14 protein-coding genes are annotated in these 16375 nt (G+C 63.0%); 6 read left to right on the forward strand and 8 right to left on the reverse strand.

Annotated features, from left to right (window positions below):
- Window positions 1-82: 82 nt before the first annotated feature.
- From M2342_RS04675 to M2342_RS04685, 3 genes are all read right to left on the reverse strand, one after another.
- A complete protein-coding gene (locus M2342_RS04675; protein WP_264578229.1) occupies window positions 83-811 on the reverse strand; it encodes an SDR family oxidoreductase in 729 nt (242 codons plus the stop codon).
- Between the two features lie 28 nt (window positions 812-839).
- Window positions 840-1844, reverse strand: coding sequence for a Rieske 2Fe-2S domain-containing protein (locus M2342_RS04680; RefSeq protein WP_181558779.1), 1005 nt, complete (start codon window positions 1842-1844; stop codon window positions 840-842).
- A 184-nt stretch (window positions 1845-2028) separates the two neighbouring features.
- The gene (locus tag M2342_RS04685; protein ID WP_264578230.1) at window positions 2029-2877 is read right to left on the reverse strand and encodes a TetR/AcrR family transcriptional regulator; all 849 of its coding nucleotides are present in this window, start codon (window positions 2875-2877) and stop codon (window positions 2029-2031) included.
- Between the two features lie 164 nt (window positions 2878-3041).
- On the opposite strand from M2342_RS04685, the gene M2342_RS04690 reads away from it, so the two are divergent.
- Genes M2342_RS04690 through M2342_RS04700 form a run of 3 tightly spaced genes read left to right on the forward strand, consistent with a single transcriptional unit; the run spans window position 3042 to window position 5881 of the window.
- Complete coding sequence (locus M2342_RS04690; RefSeq protein WP_264578231.1) at window positions 3042-4700, forward strand: CocE/NonD family hydrolase; 1659 nt, start codon at window positions 3042-3044, stop codon at window positions 4698-4700.
- On the forward strand, window positions 4693-5361 hold the full coding sequence (ribB, locus tag M2342_RS04695; protein WP_319801079.1) for a 3,4-dihydroxy-2-butanone-4-phosphate synthase: 669 nt from the start codon (window positions 4693-4695) through the stop codon (window positions 5359-5361). Before M2342_RS04690 ends, ribB begins: the two co-directional genes overlap by 8 nt.
- A gap of 13 nt (window positions 5362-5374) precedes the next feature.
- Window positions 5375-5881: a flavin reductase family protein gene (locus M2342_RS04700; RefSeq protein ID WP_264578232.1), complete on the forward strand. Its 507-nt coding sequence runs from the start codon at window positions 5375-5377 to the stop codon at window positions 5879-5881.
- 177 nt (window positions 5882-6058) lie between these two features.
- Here the strand turns inward: M2342_RS04700 and M2342_RS04705 are convergent, their stop codons facing one another.
- Window positions 6059-8842 (reverse strand): TonB-dependent receptor domain-containing protein, encoded by a 2784-nt coding sequence (locus M2342_RS04705; RefSeq protein WP_264578233.1) that lies wholly within the window; start codon window positions 8840-8842, stop codon window positions 6059-6061.
- A 481-nt stretch (window positions 8843-9323) separates the two neighbouring features.
- Between M2342_RS04705 and M2342_RS04710 the strand changes: the two genes are divergently transcribed.
- Entirely contained in the window at window positions 9324-10460 is a 1137-nt protein-coding gene (locus M2342_RS04710; protein WP_264578234.1) for an LLM class flavin-dependent oxidoreductase, read from the forward strand.
- 161 nt (window positions 10461-10621) lie between these two features.
- Here M2342_RS04710 and M2342_RS04715 read toward each other — a convergent pair whose 3' ends face one another.
- Together M2342_RS04715 and M2342_RS04720 are read right to left on the reverse strand one after the other, a co-directional pair.
- The gene (locus tag M2342_RS04715) at window positions 10622-11332 is read right to left on the reverse strand and encodes an anti-sigma factor family protein (protein ID WP_264578235.1); all 711 of its coding nucleotides are present in this window, start codon (window positions 11330-11332) and stop codon (window positions 10622-10624) included.
- A 28-nt stretch (window positions 11333-11360) separates the two neighbouring features.
- Window positions 11361-11819: an RNA polymerase sigma factor gene (locus M2342_RS04720; RefSeq protein WP_264579986.1), complete on the reverse strand. Its 459-nt coding sequence runs from the start codon at window positions 11817-11819 to the stop codon at window positions 11361-11363.
- A gap of 115 nt (window positions 11820-11934) precedes the next feature.
- Between M2342_RS04720 and M2342_RS04725 the strand changes: the two genes are divergently transcribed.
- Together M2342_RS04725 and M2342_RS04730 are read left to right on the forward strand one after the other, a co-directional pair.
- Complete coding sequence (locus M2342_RS04725; RefSeq protein WP_264578236.1) at window positions 11935-13239, forward strand: S8 family serine peptidase; 1305 nt, start codon at window positions 11935-11937, stop codon at window positions 13237-13239.
- A gap of 96 nt (window positions 13240-13335) precedes the next feature.
- Window positions 13336-14037, forward strand: coding sequence for a hypothetical protein (locus tag M2342_RS04730; protein WP_264578237.1), 702 nt, complete (start codon window positions 13336-13338; stop codon window positions 14035-14037).
- A gap of 108 nt (window positions 14038-14145) precedes the next feature.
- On the opposite strand, the gene M2342_RS04735 is transcribed toward M2342_RS04730, so the two are convergent.
- Window positions 14146-15378, reverse strand: a complete 1233-nt coding sequence (locus M2342_RS04735) for a serine hydrolase domain-containing protein (protein ID WP_264578238.1) — start codon at window positions 15376-15378, stop codon at window positions 14146-14148.
- A 140-nt stretch (window positions 15379-15518) separates the two neighbouring features.
- A complete protein-coding gene (locus M2342_RS04740; protein WP_181558791.1) occupies window positions 15519-16364 on the reverse strand; it encodes a beta-etherase in 846 nt (281 codons plus the stop codon).
- Window positions 16365-16375 lie beyond the last annotated feature (11 nt).

A 16375-nucleotide genomic window follows, 5' to 3' on the forward strand; every position in this document is an offset into this window, starting at 1 on the left:
ATTCTTATGCGCGATGCGACCCGGCGCGTGCCAGGTGAACGGGGCGGCACTTCGCCTCTTCGCGGTGTGGGGCAGCGCGCCATTACCATGGCACTGGACCACCCTCACCAAAAAAACCGCCGGTCGGCCCGTCTGCGTCCAGGAGAGCAAGGGAGATGGCGACTTTCGCCCCCGCCACCGGCGATTGGCCTTTGCCGCCAGAAAGCTCTGTGGCGCAAAGGCCCGGATTGGCCGCGTTGATCTTGATTGGCGTCCCGGCAAGTTCGTTCGCGAATTGCACGGTCACGGCATTGAGCGCCGTCTTGGAGCTGTTGTAGGCGAGGAGGCGACTGAACGCCATCGGCCCATCCGGCCCGCGGGTCAGCGCAAGGGAGCCAAGGCCCGTCGACATGTTGACGATGCGGCCACGGTCCGATTGGCGGAGGAGCGGCAGCATCGCTTGGATGACCGCCACCACGCCGAAGACATTGGTTTCGTACACCCTGCGCATTTCGTCGAGGTCGGCGGTGCTTGGCAGGCTGTGCTTGTCCAGGGAAATGCCGGCATTGTTGACCAGGACGTCGAGCCGCCTGAAGCGGTCTGCTAGCACCGCAGCCGCAGCCTGAACCGATGCGCGATCGGTCACGTCGATGATCACATAATGGGCATCCAGGCCCTGATCGCACAGGGCCTCGATAGCCTTCTGCCCGCTCGCAGGGTCGCGGGCGCCGATCACCACCCGCATGCCGTGCTCTGCCAGGCCTCTGGCAATCTCGAACCCGATGCCCCGGGTTGCCCCGGTCACAAGCGCAACCCGTCCAGCCTCAGTCATTCCTCATCCCTTTTTACGGATCGGTCCCTCAGACGTCGAAGGGCGCGGAGCGGGGATATTTCTCAAGATACTGGAGAAACTGGCCGAAATATTTGTCGGCCCTCAGGAGCGCGCTTTTGCCATAGCCCCGGAAACGGAGCTTGAAGAGGATCGGCTCATCCTCCGCATATAGCTTGTGCATATAGGCGATGCGGTTATCCAACTCTTCCTGCGCGGCCTGGTCGCCCATCTTCTCCGCATCGGACCGACGCATGGCGACGACGAAGAAGGCGTCGGACCAGCCGGGCGCAACCTGCGAACTCCCTGCCATGAACAAGCGCTCGCTGCCATTGGGAAACTGCATATGCGCGGTAAGCCAGGTCGCGCCCCACAGCTGCGTATCGGCGATCCGCGTCACGGATTCCTGCCGGACGGTAATGAGATAGTCCTCGAACACCACGCTGACCGGATTCGGATCAGGGATGCCGTGCACGGTGGACAGATGCTGGAAGTCCACCAGATTCGAAGAGCCAATCCAGCCTTCGATCTCTCGCTGCCCTCTGTGAAACGCACGGTAGACCAGCTCGTCTTCCCTAAGGTTCGGCATCTCGGGAAGGGGATAGAGCGGCTCTTCTCCGTTGAATGCCCAGATCATGCCCCAGCGCTCGGCAGCGGGATAATTGTAGATCCTCGCGGCGCCGGGAATAATCGTCTCGCCTGGAATTTCAGCGCATCGGCCATCGGCAGCGAACTTCCAGTGATGATAGGGGCAGCGCACCTTGCCATCGACTATTTCCCCGCCGGACAGGTCGGCGCCGACATGGGGGCAGTAGGCGCTCTGCACGACAGGCTCACCCTGCTCGTTGCGGTAGACGATGATGCGCGTCCCGAGAAAATCCTTCCCGACGATCTTTCCCTGCACCAGCTCGGAGGCCAGCATGATCGGATTCCAGTTCTTGAGATAGGTGCCGTCAGGGACCCGGCCATATTCCTGGCCGGCAAAAGGGCGCTGGCGTGAGGCGTTCACTTGCTCATCGACCGTCGTAACAGACATCACAATCCTCCTGGTTTTGGGCTCCCTATCACGCGCAAAATGAGAAGAAAAGTTTTTTATAGGATGCTATAAATATGTACCGCCTCGGCCGTCGTGCGGATGTTCATGCTCAGGACGAGCGGCATCGCTCGCTCCCACTGGTGGAACGTCGTCGAACACCGATGAAGCAATGCTGTCGCGAGGCTCAGCCCGTGCGGGCGGGCTCGAGCGCAATTCCACTCAGCATGAGCTGATAGACGAAGGCCTTATATTCTGCCGCCACGTCGGAATGAGGGGCGCCGCCTGCTGCCAAATTGCCTTGCTCGACGAAGCGGGATGCGTGCTGATATTGCTCGCACAGCCCCATGATCGCGAAAAATGTGAAGTAGGGATCGACCTTCCGCAACGACCCTTCCGCCACGCCCTTGTCGATAATGTCGCGATAGATATCGAGCGTCTTCCCCACCCACAAAGCGATCAGCTCAGCCGCGAGCGGATCGGTCTCGTCGGCGATAATCTCGGTCATGAGCCGATGATAGAAAGGATTGACGAAAAAGAAGTCGACCATCGTGTCGATTCTGATCTTTATCCGCTCGACGGCCGGCAGGGATCCCGCTTCGGTTTGGGCGAGGCCGTCGCCCAAAGAGACGGCCAGGGTTCGCGCGACGTCGACCAGCAGGCGGGTTCGGTCTGTGAAATAATATTTGAAGAGGGTGAGGTGCACCCCCGCATTGCGGGCCGCCATGGACAGGGACAGCTTTTCGGGCGGCACATGGCGCAGGAGTTCGACAGTCTTGTCGATCAACAGCTTCTTGCCGATACCACGCTGCCCGGATGGACGGCCGATCGAGCGCTTTTTGGCCGGTCGCGCGCCCTTCGTTTCGGCACCCTCGCTGCTGTTTTGGCTCTCCGCCTTCTTCCGGCCCATCTTAACCACCCTGGAAAGGGCGTCGGATTTATCCGACACCTTGAAAACTCTGCCTGCGCATAATCGGCTTGCACGCCAGCCAGTTAGTCCGGCCGACATCCCGCGATACGGGGCGTTCATAGCCATAGCCGGTCCCCTTGTCATTTTCTACGGACGCGCAGTTTACGCGAAAGGCCGGCAGGATGGGAACGGCGGCCTACATCACGCCCGGAATAAATTCTAATCATATTGAAATTAATCCCTGCCCCGGTTATGAGGTGCAAGCCAATTGGTCAGTGGAGAGCGAGAGGATGGGCGATTATCGGGAAAGACTGAGGCGGCCGCCCAATACACCGCAATTTCGTGGAGGGCGCCCCCGCCAGCACCAGCTTTCCTTCCGCGATCGCATCCGCATCGAGCGGGACATTGCGGTGCCGACCCGGGAAGGCAATCCGCTCTGGATCGACCTCTTTCTGCCAGCGGACCTGACGGGGCCTATCCCTGTTCTGGTCGCCTGGACCCCCTATGGCAAGCACGACCCGGCGCCGCTTGCGACGCTCTATCCGACATCCGGCGTGAAGGCGGAGTGGCAGTCGGACCTCACCATTTTCGAGGCCCCGGATCCCGTCTACTGGACCGGCCAGGGCTATGCGGTGATTACGGCCGATATCCCCGGAACTTGGTATGCGGAAACCACAGCAAGCTATTTCTCGCGCAAGGAAGGCGAAGCTCATTATGATCTCATCGAATGGGCTGGCACGCAGCCATGGAGCAACGGGCGCGTAGGCCTGTCAGGCGTATCCTACCTCTCCTCGTCGCAGTGGAACGTGGCAGCACTTAACCCGCCGCATCTGGCGGCTATCAATCCTTGGGAGGGCTGGTCGGACACCTTCAACGAGATCGTGCGCCACGGAGGCATCCCAGAGACGCATTTCTGGCCGCACATCCAGGTGCGTTGGGGCGCGTCGGATACCATGGTGGAGGATCTCTGGGCGTTGACCGCCGAGCATCCGTTCTTCGACGAGTACTGGAAATCGAAGGTGCCTGATTTCGGCCGGATCGACGTTGCGGCCTATGTGGTCGCGAGTTGGAGCGACCACGGCGTACACACGCGTGGCACCCTCGAAGGCTTCAAGAAAATCGCATCTCCGCGCAAGTGGCTCGAGGTTCATGGTAGCAAGAAATGGGGCTATTATTACGAACCCACTTCCATCGCGCGCCAGACAGCGTTCTTCGACCATGTCCTGAAGGGCGTATCGAACGACATGGGCACCTGGCCGCCGGTCAGACTGCACGTACGCGACAGGGCTGGCTCGGCAATCATGAAGCAGTCAGAGCAATGGCCCGTGGAGAACACCCAATACCGTCGGTTGTATCTGGACGCAGCGACCGGACACATGAGCGACAAGCCAGCCCCGGCCGAAGCAATCCGGAGCTATGATCCGCTCGATGACTCGGCAGAGGCGACGTTCGAATATCGGTTCGAGGAAGACTGCGCGCTCGTCGGGCATATGAAGCTCAAGCTCATGGTCTCCACCGAAGACGCCGATGACATGGACGTATTTGTCGCGGTCGAAAAGGTCGAAGATGGCGAGAAGGTAGGCTTCATTCACTGGGCTGTGTTTGAGGACGGCGCTGCCGCCTATGGCTGGTTGCGCCTCTCGCGGCGTGAATTGGACTCCGAATGCTCGACCGAATTTCAGCCCGTGCTCACCAACACCTCTGAGTGGAAGGTCACGCCGGGAGAGATTGTCGAAGCGCAGATCGAGATACTGCCCTCCGGCACGCTCTTCAGGGCCGGCGACGTGCTGCGGATCAGGATCAAGGGGCGGGACATTTACCAGTATCCCAAGCCGATGCTCTACATGCGGCACGAAGACACGGTCAATCGAGGGATGCACCACATCCACACCGGGGGCGAGCATGACTCCCACCTGCTGATCCCTGTCGTGGCCCTGCGCGATGCTTGAGGCAGAATATCCACGTCCGGTCGTGGACGGACCGCTGTCCCCGCTCTCGCCCATCCATGAACTGGTTGGCGCGCTTCGGGCGGGCAGGCCTATCATCCTCGTGGATTCGGAAGATCGAGAGAATGAAGGTGATCTCGTTATTGCGGCCGAATTCGCAACGGCTGCGGAAATCAACTTCATGGCCCGTTATGGCCGCGGCTTGATTTGCCTCGCCCTCACTGCGGCTCGCGCGGAGGATCTGGCTCTGCAGCCAATGGTCGCAACAAACAACGCGCCGCATGGCACGGCTTTCACGGTGTCGATCGAAGCTGCCGAGGGCGTGACAACCGGCATCTCGGCCCATGACCGCGCGCGGACCATCGCCGTGGCCATCGACGACAAGTGCGGGCCGGCCGACCTCGTCTCGCCAGGCCATATCTTCCCGCTCGTCGCGCAGCCCGGTGGCGTCCTCACGCGACCTGGTCACACAGAGGCAGCGGTCGACATGGCAAGGCTGGCCGGCCTGAAGCCCGCAGGCGTGATCTGCGAGACCCTCAACGATGATGGCACAATGGCGCGTCTGCCCGACCTCATCCGCTTCGCCGATCGGCACGGGCTCTGCATTGGCTCAATCGAAGACCTTATCATCCACCGCCGCCAGACAGAGCGTCAGGCAGCGTGACGGAGCAAATGACATGACCGAACTCTCCCCCGTGGCCATCAGCTTGCGCGAGGGGCTGCGGCGTCTCGCCAAAGCCGTCGTCGTGATCACCTGTCGCTATAATGGCGCGCGCTACGCGATGGCCGCGACCGCGGTGAGCGAACTCAGCATGGATCCCCCATCGCTGCTCATCTGCGTCAATCGCTCGGCGAGCTTGTACCTGCCGCTCTCTGAAGGCGCCGACTTCTGCGTGAATATTTTGCACAGCGACCATGCCGACATATCGGCAGCGTGCGCCGGCAAAGCGCGCGGAGAAGAAAGGTTCGCCACGGGCAAGTGGGGCACGGCTGCAGATGGCTGTCCCCGGTTGGAAGATGCGCAGGCGAGCTTTTTCTGTCGCTACGAGCAGGCTCTGGACTATGGCACGCATCACATTGTGATCGGCCGTGTCGAAGAAGTGTTCCTCACTGATGAGGTCAGCCCGCTGGTATACGCGAACGGTTCCTACGTCAGCCTGGGCGCCCCTATCGCTGCCGGATGATCGTTTTTACCGCGTGAGAGCAGGAGGTCTGGAAAGGCGGGTCCATGCACCGCTGAACCGGCCAACGGAACGGGTCGCCATGGCGGTGGCGAGCAGTTCGCCTCGTCAGGGCATTTGAAGCAGCAGAGACTTCCGTGGAACGGGCCAGCGCGCTCGCCGCACTGGCCCGCCCGATCGTCAGAAGCGAACCTTCGCCCCTACCTCGAACACGCGTCCGATCTTGTCGTAGAGCTGGCCGTTCACCGGCTGGCTCTGCGTCGCATAGGGACTGGATGGAGGATCCTTGTCGAGGAGATTGGAGACGCTGGCGGACAGCTCGAAATTGCCCGCTACGCGGATCGTCGAGAACAGATTGACGTAAGCGGCGGCCGGTATGTCGTTCTCATTGATGGTCAACGCAGGGATCGTGTCGAACTGGTTATCGTTCTTGCCCTTGCTGATGTACAAGAGCTGCGCTGACAGCGAGACCGCATCGGTGCTGAATGTCTGCGTGAGATTTCCCCGGAAGCGTGGCTGTGAGCCGAGGCTGCCCATCCCGTTCTCGCCCGACCGGTCGATGCCATTGATGTAGGACCGCAAGGCGTAGGTTCCGGTGAACCGCGTGCTCATGGACACGCCGCCGCCAAGACTGACCTGGTAAGAGAGTGCCATGTCCAGTCCGCTCGTCTTGAACTGCGAAATATTCTGGACAGGCGCGACGAGGCGCGTCGGCGTTGCGCCGCTGAAGGTGATGTAGCTGCACGCCTGGGCATCGCCCGCCGAGCAGGCATTGCCGATATTGGCGGCCGTGATCGAGTCGATCGCATCCTTCAGGTCGATGAGATAATAGTCGAGTGACATGCGCAGCCCGGGCAGGCTCGAGGGCTGTACGACAACGCCCAGCGTGAGCGTGTCGGCCTTCTCAGGCCTCAGATCGGGATTGCCCACCGTGCGGTTCTGCGGAATGACGGCCGTCACCCCGTTCACCGTCAAAGGCACGTTCACGAAAGAGCCGGGCGAGAACAGTTCGTAGATCGCCGCTGCACGGATGTCCTTCGAGCGTGTCACGCGAAAACGCAGCCCCTGGATGGGCTCGTATACGCCACCCACCTTCCAGGTCGTCTGGCCCCCGGCCGTGCTGTAATCGGCATAGCGAACGGCGCCATTGAAATCGAGATTGCGCGCGAAAGGCAGATCCCTGGCGAGCGGTACGATCGCCTCGACATAGCCTTCCTTGACATTGAACTTGCCGGAGAAGGGCGCGACATTGCCGATTGCAAACCGACCGGCTGTCGCGAGCGGACCGGCCGTCAGAACCTGCGACTCCTGGCGATACTCACCACCAAAGGCGACGGCGACGGGCGCAGCCCAGGTGGAAAACGGCTCGCCACGCATGTTGATGCTCGCGGCGTGCTGCTTGTAGATCACCTCGTGATAATCGGAGCGGTTCACATAAGCGAGCGCGGCCGGCGTTTGGGTGCTGACGGCATTCGGCCCGAAGATGTTGACTGGAACACAGCCAGCGGCGAGGGGATTGGCAGGCTGCCCGGCGAGGGTCGACCGGCAGACGATCCCGCCGCCTGGAGCCGCGACAGCATCCACCGCCAGATTCCAGAAGGCGGGCGAGAAGTTATTGCTGAAGTCGCTGCGGAACTGGTTTTCGCCATAGGAATAATGGGCATCATAGTGCCACGAATTGCCGAGGTCGCCCTCGACGCCAATCGTGCCGTGCGGCGTCTTGTTCTTTACCCGGAAATTAATGTTCCCGACATCATAGACACCCTTGGCGACGGTTATGCTGGTCAGCCCCTGCGCAGCCATGGCATTCTTGACCGCTTGCGGCAGGAAGGCATTGTCGTTGCGGATCGTAAAGGACGCAAAGTTCGGGAGGCCCCCGGTGAACAGGCCCAACGTCTCAGCATAGCCTCCCGACAGGGTGATATTGAGAGCAGGCGAGACTTCGAAACTGGTGAGGGCGTGAACGACAAAGCGCTCGATGCCGGGGATCAGGCTCGACCCCTTGGACCGGCTAAGACCCTCGCCGCCGATCTGATTGGTGCCATCGTCGACACTGCCGACCTGATAGGGCCGGATGGTGCCATCATCATTGAAGGTATAGTTGCGCAGGCTGAAATTGGCGGGGCCGATGATGCGGCCGCCGATGCTGTTGGAATTGCGCACGCCGTCGGCCACGATATTGGCGGGCAAGCCATTGGTCAGATAGGCTCTGTTGGTGACGATCATCTCTTCGCGGCGTCCCCAATCGCGGCGATAAATGTCCTGAATCTCGTCACTGCGGGCTTTCTCGACCGCCACGACGATGTTCCCTCGGCCGTCCCCGAACGACAAGCCTCCCACGGCGCCGAGCTTGTAGCGGAAATTGTCGCCTTGCTGTGAAATGCCGGTCTGGGCGGACAGTTCGATGCCGGTCATCTTCTTCTTGAGAAGAATGTTGACCACGCCTGCAACAGCATCCGATCCATATTGTGCGGACGCGCCGCCCGTGACGACTTCGACCCTTTCAATCATGTTCGTTGGAATGACGTTGAGGTCCGTCGCGACGGGTGATCCTGTCGTGACCGAAGATGCCTGGGGCACAACCCGTGACCCATCGACGAGCACGAGGGTCCGCTGCCCGCCAAGCCCCCGAAGATCCGCCGTCGCCTGCCCCGGGCTCGCAAAGTTGTTCGCGTTTCCGCCGACCGAGCGCGTGGCCTTGAAAGCCGGCTCCTGCTGCAGCACTTCAGCAATGCTGATCGGCGACTGCTGATCGACGATATCGGCGCCGATGACTGACACGGCCGATGGTGCAGAAAAACCGGCCGCGGCGGCGCGAGATCCGGTTACGATGATGTCGGTGCTACTGGCGCTTTCCGGCGCGCTGGCTTGTGTGCTGGCCTGAGGAAGAGCCGCCATGCCATCGGGCTGGCCACCTTCCGACGCATTCGCAGCGCTCGGTAGGCTCAGGACAATGCTGGTCACGAGTGCGGTGGTTGCCTTCCATGTTACGCGCGGCGGCGTGAAAACGGCAACTTTCCTGAGTGTTTTCATAATCCTCCCTCCAGTCAGCTTCGGCAGCATATGGCGCGCCGAGTTTTTTGGTCTCTTGACGTCGTCCAGCCCTGGTTGGGCTTGGCGAGAAACGCCATCCTCCTAACCGATCATTGGGGCCGAAACAACTTATTTATAGATATATATAAAAACCGATGTGAAGCTATGAGGGCTGGAGAAGGGTGCCGTTTTTGCGTCATCTGCCAACTTCCCTTCACTCGGAATATGACACGGAAAAGAGGATATATTAAGGCCTGTATCCCACGTACGATGAGCCGTTTTTCACGCGCTCGGTTCGTTCGCTGTCCGAGCGGTCAGGCTTCGCGAGTCTCACGAAATAATAATTTCTATTGTGTTTTAATTATTGCGTTGATAGTCGGGCCGTGACGATAAGATTTGCGGGAGAAAACCCATGTATGAGAGGCGCAACGTTCGTGCAGGCGTATTCCTGCCCCCACATCACGGCAACGATGAGGACGTAGCGCTCTGCATGCGTCGGGATTTCGAGCTTGTGGACTGGCTGGAGCATCTCGGTTTTGCGGAATTGTGGATGGGCGAGCATCATTCCGGGGGCATGCAAATATATGGCTCCCCGGAGCTGTTCATCGCGGCTGCGGCGGAACGGACCTCAAGGATCAAGCTCGGCGCCGGGGTGATCTCGGTGCCCTATCATCACCCCTACATGATTGCGGATCGCATCCTGCAGCTCGATCATCAGACACGCGGTCGGGCCATGTTCGGCTTTGGTCCCGGCATGCTGGTGTCCGATGCGCACATGTTGAATATCAAGCCGGAACAGCAGCGTGAGAGGCTGGTCGAAGGCTTGGATGTGGTTGTCCGGTTGCTGGATGGCGAAGTCGTCGATCACGATAGCGACTGGTTCTCGCTGCGGGAGGCGAGCCTCCAAATGGCGCCTTATAGCTTCCGTCGTCCCGAAATGGCGGTCGTGACCTCCAAGACGCCGATCGGATCGCGCCTGGCAGGCAAATACGGGCTGGGCATCCTCACTCATGGCGGCGGCGATGTTGCCGCGGCATGGAAGCTGGCGGAAGAAGCCGGCAGCGCCCACGGCAATCAACTCAATCGCGATAATCTTCGTGTCGTGGTTTCCTTCCACTTGGCCGAGAGCCGCGCGGATGCCGCTGCGGCCATGCGTTTCGGGCTCGAGCCGTGGCTGGCCTATCTGGAAGCACTCAACCCGAAAAGCTATGCGGATACGCGCGCCAAGGCTGGAGCCGATCCGGAACGCATCATCGCGGCGCGTGGCGGGTTGATCGGCACGCCAGACGATGCCGTCGAATATCTTGAAGCCCTGTGGGAAAAAACGGGTGGCTTCGGTTATGTTACGATGACCGGGACCAACTGGATGGATTTCGAAGCGACCAAGCGGTCTTATGAGCTCATGATGCGCTACGTCATGCCACGGTTTAATCGCGCCAATGCCCAACGGGAACGGTCCTTCAACTGGGTTTACGAGCGACGCGATGAATTCAGCGGCGCAAATCAGGCCGCTATCGCCAAGGCTGTTTCAGAAGGCGGGAAAAGCTGAGCCGGCAATATGGGGCAACTCGCGGGGTGGGCCGGTCGGTGAAAGGTGTGCGTCCCAGGTAAACTGGGACGGCGCCGCCCAAGAGTCAGGCCATCAATGGTGGCCCCTCGGGCCGATTGGCGCAGCAAGACCACCTTTTTAACCACCGGCCTGTATGGCAGTTATTTCTTCCACCCCTTCGCCATGGCCTGCTTTTCGGCCGTCGCGTCCAGCGGATCGCCGATGATCTGGGCGTCCACATAGGCCATGATGGCGGCATCGCCACTGGTCGCCATGCGATAGCTTCCCTCGGTCTGGCGGGGATGGCTGACCAGCGCGCGGACGGCCCAGCTGTCCTGGTCCCGACAGGCGACGCCGGCGGTGCTGGCGGTATCGAAGCTGCGGCAAATGTCGCCTTTGCCATCCTTGAAGGTGAGGCGCACCCTGACCGGCGCGGCGGCGCCATCGGCATCCCCGGCGCTGGCAAGCTGGGTGTCGAGTGCCTCGGTTAGCTCTGCGCTTGCGACCAGCCCGTCCTGAGCGGTCGCGCCGTCCTTTGGCAGCATCTGCGCCCCGACGAACCCCGCCACCAGTGCCGCCGCGACGGCCGCCCATTGCGGCAGGCCAAAGCCCGCACGGCTTGTGCGTCGCGCACGCGCTTCGGCCAGGCCTTGCGCAGCCCCCTCGCTCGTTGCGATTGCGGCCATGCCCGCCGGCACCGGGGCAGCGGCAACAGGATCGAACGCTGCGCGCAGGCCCGCCTGCAACCGGCGCTGGGCTTCCAGCTTCTCGCCCAGCGCGGGATTGGCGGCGACGAGTGCGGCGACGCGCTTGGCCTCGTCCTCGGGCAGTTCGCCATCGAGCCAGGCATAGAGCGTTTCGTCATCGATCATGGGGCCGATCCTTGGGTCCGTCATCTGCTCATCCTTCGCCCACAAGCGCCAGCAGCGCATTGCGTCCACGCACCAGCCGGCTCGACAGCGTGCCGACGGGTATCTCCAATATCTCCGCGGCCTCCCGATAGCCGCAGCCTTCGATCAGCACGAGCGCGACAGCCTCGCGCTGGTCGTCCGGCAGCCGGGTCATCGCTGCCATCATCCGGTCGAGGTCCAGCCGGGCTTCGAGGCCGGGCCGGGGGTCCTCGCCCACCTGCTCGCCGGCTTCCTCCGGCAGCAGGCGCGCGGCCTCACGGTTTCGTGCGCGCGCCGTATCGATCCAGGCGTTGCGCGTGATCCGGTAGAGCCAGGAATCGAGGCGTGTGCCGGCCTGCCACTGGTTACGGGACCGCAAGGCGCGCTCCACGGCGATCTGCGCCAGATCGTCCGCGTCGGCGGCGCTGTGCGACAGCCCATGTGCGAACCGGCGCAGGCGCGGCAACATGGCAGTGAGGCCTTCCTCGAACCCGTCCAAGCCAATTCCTTTCAGCTCTTGTGGATGAAACGACGCGGCACGCGCGTTTCATCCAAAGCTTGAGAAAAAATGATAAGGACCGACCATGGCGCGACAATCAACCGCAATTCTCCTGATCGCCGCTCTGCTCGGCGCAAGTGCGCAGGCGCAGCTTCTGCCGGGCAATCTTGGCCAGTTGCCAGGCCAGATCGCCGGGGGCGTGGTCGATCCGCTCTTGCGCGATGCGCCCGCGGCCATCGGCGGCGCGGTGGATACGCTCAGCATCCGCGCGGCCGATACGCTGGACCGGGTGTCCTTGCGCGATTTGCGCCGCGCCCGGCTCGATGCGCTGATCCGCGCCAACCGCGATGTGCTGGAGGCGGATGCCGACGGCCAGCCGGTGCGGCGGGGAGAGATCATCGCGCTTGATGCATCGCCGGATCTGCTCGCGCGCCTCAAGGCGGCGGGTTTCGAGACATTGCGGACGGAGACGATGGCGGAACTGGGCCTGCGCACCCATGTGCTCGGCGTGCCGCGCGGCGAGACGGCGCGCAAGGCACTGGAGCGCGCCCGCAAGCTCGCGCCGGAGGGGGTGTTCGATCTCAACCATGTCTTCGAACCAGCCGGCGGGGCGCTGGGCGGCGCGGACGGCGCAGCAGCGGCCGGCGAGAGCGGGGCCGCCAGCGATGCGCCCATCGGCATGATCGACGGGGGCATTGCGACCCATCCGGCGCTGGCCGGCGCGTCGATCCGCCAGCGCGGCTTCGCCGCTGGCGCGCCCAAGGGCAGCGGCCACGGCACGGCCATCGCCTCGCTGCTGGTCGGACGGGACGGCGCCTTCAAAGGGGCCGCCACGGGGCGGGTATTGCTGGCGGCGGATGTCTATGGCGGCAATCCCGCCGCCGGATCGGCAGAGTTGATTGCGCAGGCGCTGGGCTGGCTGGTCAAGAGCGGCGCGCCGGTCATCACTGTTTCGCTGGTTGGCCCGCCCAATCAGCTGCTGGCCCGCGCCGTGGCGCTCGCGCAGCAGCGCGGCGTGACGATCGTCGCGGCGGTCGGCAATGACGGGCCTGCCGCTCCGCCCATGTATCCGGCCTCCTATCCCGGTGTGATCGCGGTCACCGGGGTCGATGGCCGGGACCGGGCGCTGATCGAGGCGGGGCGCGCCAGGCATCTGGATTTTGCCGCGCCAGGCGCTGACATGGTCGCCGCACTGCCCGGCAAGGGCTATGGGAAAGTGCGCGGCACATCCTTTGCGGCACCGTTCGTGGCGGCACGACTGGCTGCCGCGCAGGGCTCTCCCGCGCGTCGCGTCAGCGCGGTGGCCGACGAAGCGGTGAAGGGCAAGGGCAATGTCGGGCGCGGCATCGTCTGCAAAGCCTGCCGCACGGTGCCGGCGAGCGCCCGCTGAAATTTTTTTGAGGGGGGCGGGATGAAGTCCCATCCGGCCATCGTTCTCCTTCCCGACGGGCCAGAAGAGAGGCCCGCATCTTGAAGGAGATGACATATGAACCGGACTTTGATCACCACGTTCGCCGCTGCCGCCATTTTCGCGATGCCCGCGCAGGCGCAGCTCCTTGGTAATGCCGGCGGGTCGCTGGGCGGCACGCTTGGTGGCACGCTGGGCGGTGCCGGCAATCTTGGCGGTAGGCTCGGCACGGTCGGCTCTGCCTCGCAGAGCGTCACTGGCACCCTGTCCGGCTCGGGTCGGGCCGACACCAGCCGCTCGGTCGATACGCGCTCGGGTTCGGCCAGCGCCAATGCGGGTCTGGCCGGCACGGTTGCCGGCACCGTTGAAGGGGCGACGTCCGCGACTGGCCCGGCTGGCTCCGTGACCGGTGGCGGTGCGCTCGGCACTAGCCAGAGCATTGACAAGAGCGTCGGCGTCTCGGCGCAGGGTGTCGGCACCGATGCGGTTCGCAGCACGGCCGGAGAGGTCGTCGGGACCGCCCGAGGCACCGTGCAGGGCACGGCCGAGACGGCGCGGGGCACCGCTCGCGGCACAGTGGAGACCGCGCGCGGCACGGCCCGCGGTGCGGCTCAAACGGCGCGCGGTACGGTTCGTGGAACTGCCAACGCTGCTCGCAACGCGGCCGGTCAGGTGCGCGATACCGCCGGCTCGGTGGATGCCAGCGGCGCCGTGAGCGGCTCTGCCCAGGGCTCGGCTTCGGGCGCAGCCGGTCAGTCTGCCAGCACCGGCGGCGAGTAAGCCTCCCTCGCACCGTCGCCGCAGAACGGCGCTGTGTGGGACAGACCGTTCGGAATGCCCCGGCTTCGACAAGAGGCCGGGGCATTTCTGATGCTCAAGGGATAACGCTCAGCGCGGTGTCCAGGCGGCGGCGGCCTTCAGGAATGCAGCCGTCTCTTCGTCCGCGCTCATATTGGCTGGCGGGAAGTAGCTGAGCTTCACCACCACCGTGCGGCTCGCCGGATCGACGAACACATATTGCCCCTGCAGGCCGATGGCGGAGTAGGAGCCGCCGCCCAGCGTCCACCACTGATAGCCATAGCCCATCGGCCCTGTTTCCTTGGGGTCGGTCGGCCGCGTCGATTCCGCGACCCAGGCGGCCGAGACGATCTGCTTGCCATTGGCCTTGCCGCCATCAAGCATCATCTGCCCCACGCGTGCCCAATCGCGCAGCGTGGCATTGTAGCCGGCGCCGTTGAACTCGCGGCCGACGCCCGGCGGGCCATCCATGATGAAGAAGCCGTCACGCTCGGCGCCCAGCGGCTCCCACAGATGCTTGGTCGCATAGCCGGCAATGGTGTCGCCGCCGCTCACCCGCTCGATCAGCCAGCCGAGCACGGCAGTGTCGATGGTCTTGTACTGGAACACAGTGCCCGGCGTGTGCAGCCGCTTCACCTGCCGCGCCATGTCGGCAAAGCGCGAGACATTCTTGACCAGCGCATTGATGTGATTGGTCGCGGCGATGCCGGGATTGGCGAAGTCGTAGCGCTCCTCATAGTCCACGCCCGAGCGCATCTGCAGGATGTGGCGGATCGACACGCCGTCATAGCCCGAACCCTTCAGCTCAGGCAGATAGGCGGTGATGGGATCGTCGAGCGACTTGATCCGCCCTTCCGCCAGCGCGCTGCCGATGAGAATAGATGTCAGCGACTTGGTCATCGACCAGCCCATGAAGCGGGTCTGCTCATTGCTGTTATTGCGATAGATCTCGGTGACGATCTTGCCGTCCTTCATCACCAGCAGCGCATTGGTGTAGGTGCGCTCCAGAAAATCGTCGGCCTTGTAGGTCGTGCCCTTATAGGCATAGCTGAAATCGAGCGGCTTGTCGTTGCGCGGGAGCTGCCAGATCGGCCCGGAGCGCGGCGCGGAGCGCGTGGTGAACAGCGTGTCCATGCTGCGGAAGGTCAGGGACGCGACGTCCGCATCATTCATGTGCCAACGCAGGATCTGCACGGCGGGCGCGACATCGGACTTCGCGCCACTGGCGAGCACGGGCGGCAGTTCCTGCTGGGCGAGGGCAGGGGCGGTACAGATGGCGATGGGAGCCAGGGCCAAGCCGACCCGGCGAGCAAGATTTTTCATGATTATGTCTCCTCTCCTACGCTGTGGGTAATCCGGGTGCGGGCGGACGGCAAGAGATCGCAAAAACGAACAGGCGGCACGCCGTGAAGCCTGCCGCCTGTCTGTCTTTTGTCGCCTCGAAAGGGCGATGTCGCGGGCGCTCAGGCGGCCGGCTGGGCCTCGCCCTTGAGCCGCGCGGTTTCCGCCGAGGTGGACTGCGGGCCGGTGTTGCGGCTGGAGAGGCCGTTCTTGGCATTGCCCTTCACGAACGGTTCCGGATCGCCCTCGCGCAGCTGCAGGCCGAAGATGGGCGAGAGGCCGGGGTGACGGCCAAGACCACCGTACAGATCGAACCCACGCTCGATCCAATCGCGCAGCGGATCGTCGTCGGTCAGCACGGGCGTATCTGCCACCGAGGCGGTGAACAGGAACACGGCGAGCAGGCGGTAATCGGCATAATTGGGCGTGTCGCCACCGAACCACTTATTCTCCGCCAGCACATTGCGCATGATCTGGAGGTTTGGCGGCACCTTGGGCAGGCGCTCTTCACGGCCCACGATGATATCCTCGATCTTGCGGCCGAACATCCGCTCGCGCGATTCGGTGACATATTGGTGATCCTGCGGCAGCGAGCGATCACGATATTCCTTGAGGAAGCAGGTCATCCACGGGCTGATCGCTTCTTTCCACAGCCAGGCTTCCATGCCCTGGGTGAGGGCGCGCACGCTGGGGTGCGGGATAAGCGTCGGCCGGTCCGGATAGGTCTCGTCCAGATATTCGGCAATCAACCAGCTATCCAGCACCCATTTGCCATCGTCGACAATCGCGGGCAGGCGCTCGGTTTTGCCGCCGGTGCGCTCGAGAATGCCGGTGAATCCGCCGGGCACCGTGTCGATCTCAAAGCCCTTGTGGGCGATCGCATATTTCGTCGCCCACACGAAGGGGCTGATCGTCGCGCCGCTCGCCAACGCCAGATCGTAAAATGTAATTTTGTTGTCTTTTGCCATTGCAGAGCCTC

The sequence above is a fragment of the Sphingobium sp. B8D3A genome (genome assembly GCF_025961995.1).
In the GTDB taxonomy this organism is placed as follows: domain Bacteria; phylum Pseudomonadota; class Alphaproteobacteria; order Sphingomonadales; family Sphingomonadaceae; genus Sphingobium.

Excerpts from the sequence above, each read along its gene's own strand:
- M2342_RS04675 (WP_264578229.1), bottom strand. The coding sequence starts at position 811 with ATGACTGAGGCTGGACGGGTTGCGCTTGTGACCGGGGCAACCCGGGGC.
- M2342_RS04680 (WP_181558779.1), bottom strand. The coding sequence starts at position 1,844 with ATGTCTGTTACGACGGTCGATGAGCAAGTGAACGCCTCACGCCAGCGC.
- M2342_RS04685 (WP_264578230.1), bottom strand. The coding sequence starts at position 2,877 with ATGGCTATGAACGCCCCGTATCGCGGGATGTCGGCCGGACTAACTGGC.
- M2342_RS04690 (WP_264578231.1), top strand. The coding sequence starts at position 3,042 with ATGGGCGATTATCGGGAAAGACTGAGGCGGCCGCCCAATACACCGCAA.
- ribB (WP_319801079.1), top strand. The coding sequence starts at position 4,693 with ATGCTTGAGGCAGAATATCCACGTCCGGTCGTGGACGGACCGCTGTCC.
- M2342_RS04700 (WP_264578232.1), top strand. The coding sequence starts at position 5,375 with ATGACCGAACTCTCCCCCGTGGCCATCAGCTTGCGCGAGGGGCTGCGG.
- M2342_RS04710 (WP_264578234.1), top strand. The coding sequence starts at position 9,324 with ATGTATGAGAGGCGCAACGTTCGTGCAGGCGTATTCCTGCCCCCACAT.
- M2342_RS04715 (WP_264578235.1), bottom strand. The coding sequence starts at position 11,332 with ATGATCGATGACGAAACGCTCTATGCCTGGCTCGATGGCGAACTGCCC.
- M2342_RS04720 (WP_264579986.1), bottom strand. The coding sequence starts at position 11,819 with ATGTTGCCGCGCCTGCGCCGGTTCGCACATGGGCTGTCGCACAGCGCC.
- M2342_RS04725 (WP_264578236.1), top strand. The coding sequence starts at position 11,935 with ATGGCGCGACAATCAACCGCAATTCTCCTGATCGCCGCTCTGCTCGGC.
- M2342_RS04730 (WP_264578237.1), top strand. The coding sequence starts at position 13,336 with ATGAACCGGACTTTGATCACCACGTTCGCCGCTGCCGCCATTTTCGCG.
- M2342_RS04735 (WP_264578238.1), bottom strand. The coding sequence starts at position 15,378 with ATGAAAAATCTTGCTCGCCGGGTCGGCTTGGCCCTGGCTCCCATCGCC.
- M2342_RS04740 (WP_181558791.1), bottom strand. The coding sequence starts at position 16,364 with ATGGCAAAAGACAACAAAATTACATTTTACGATCTGGCGTTGGCGAGC.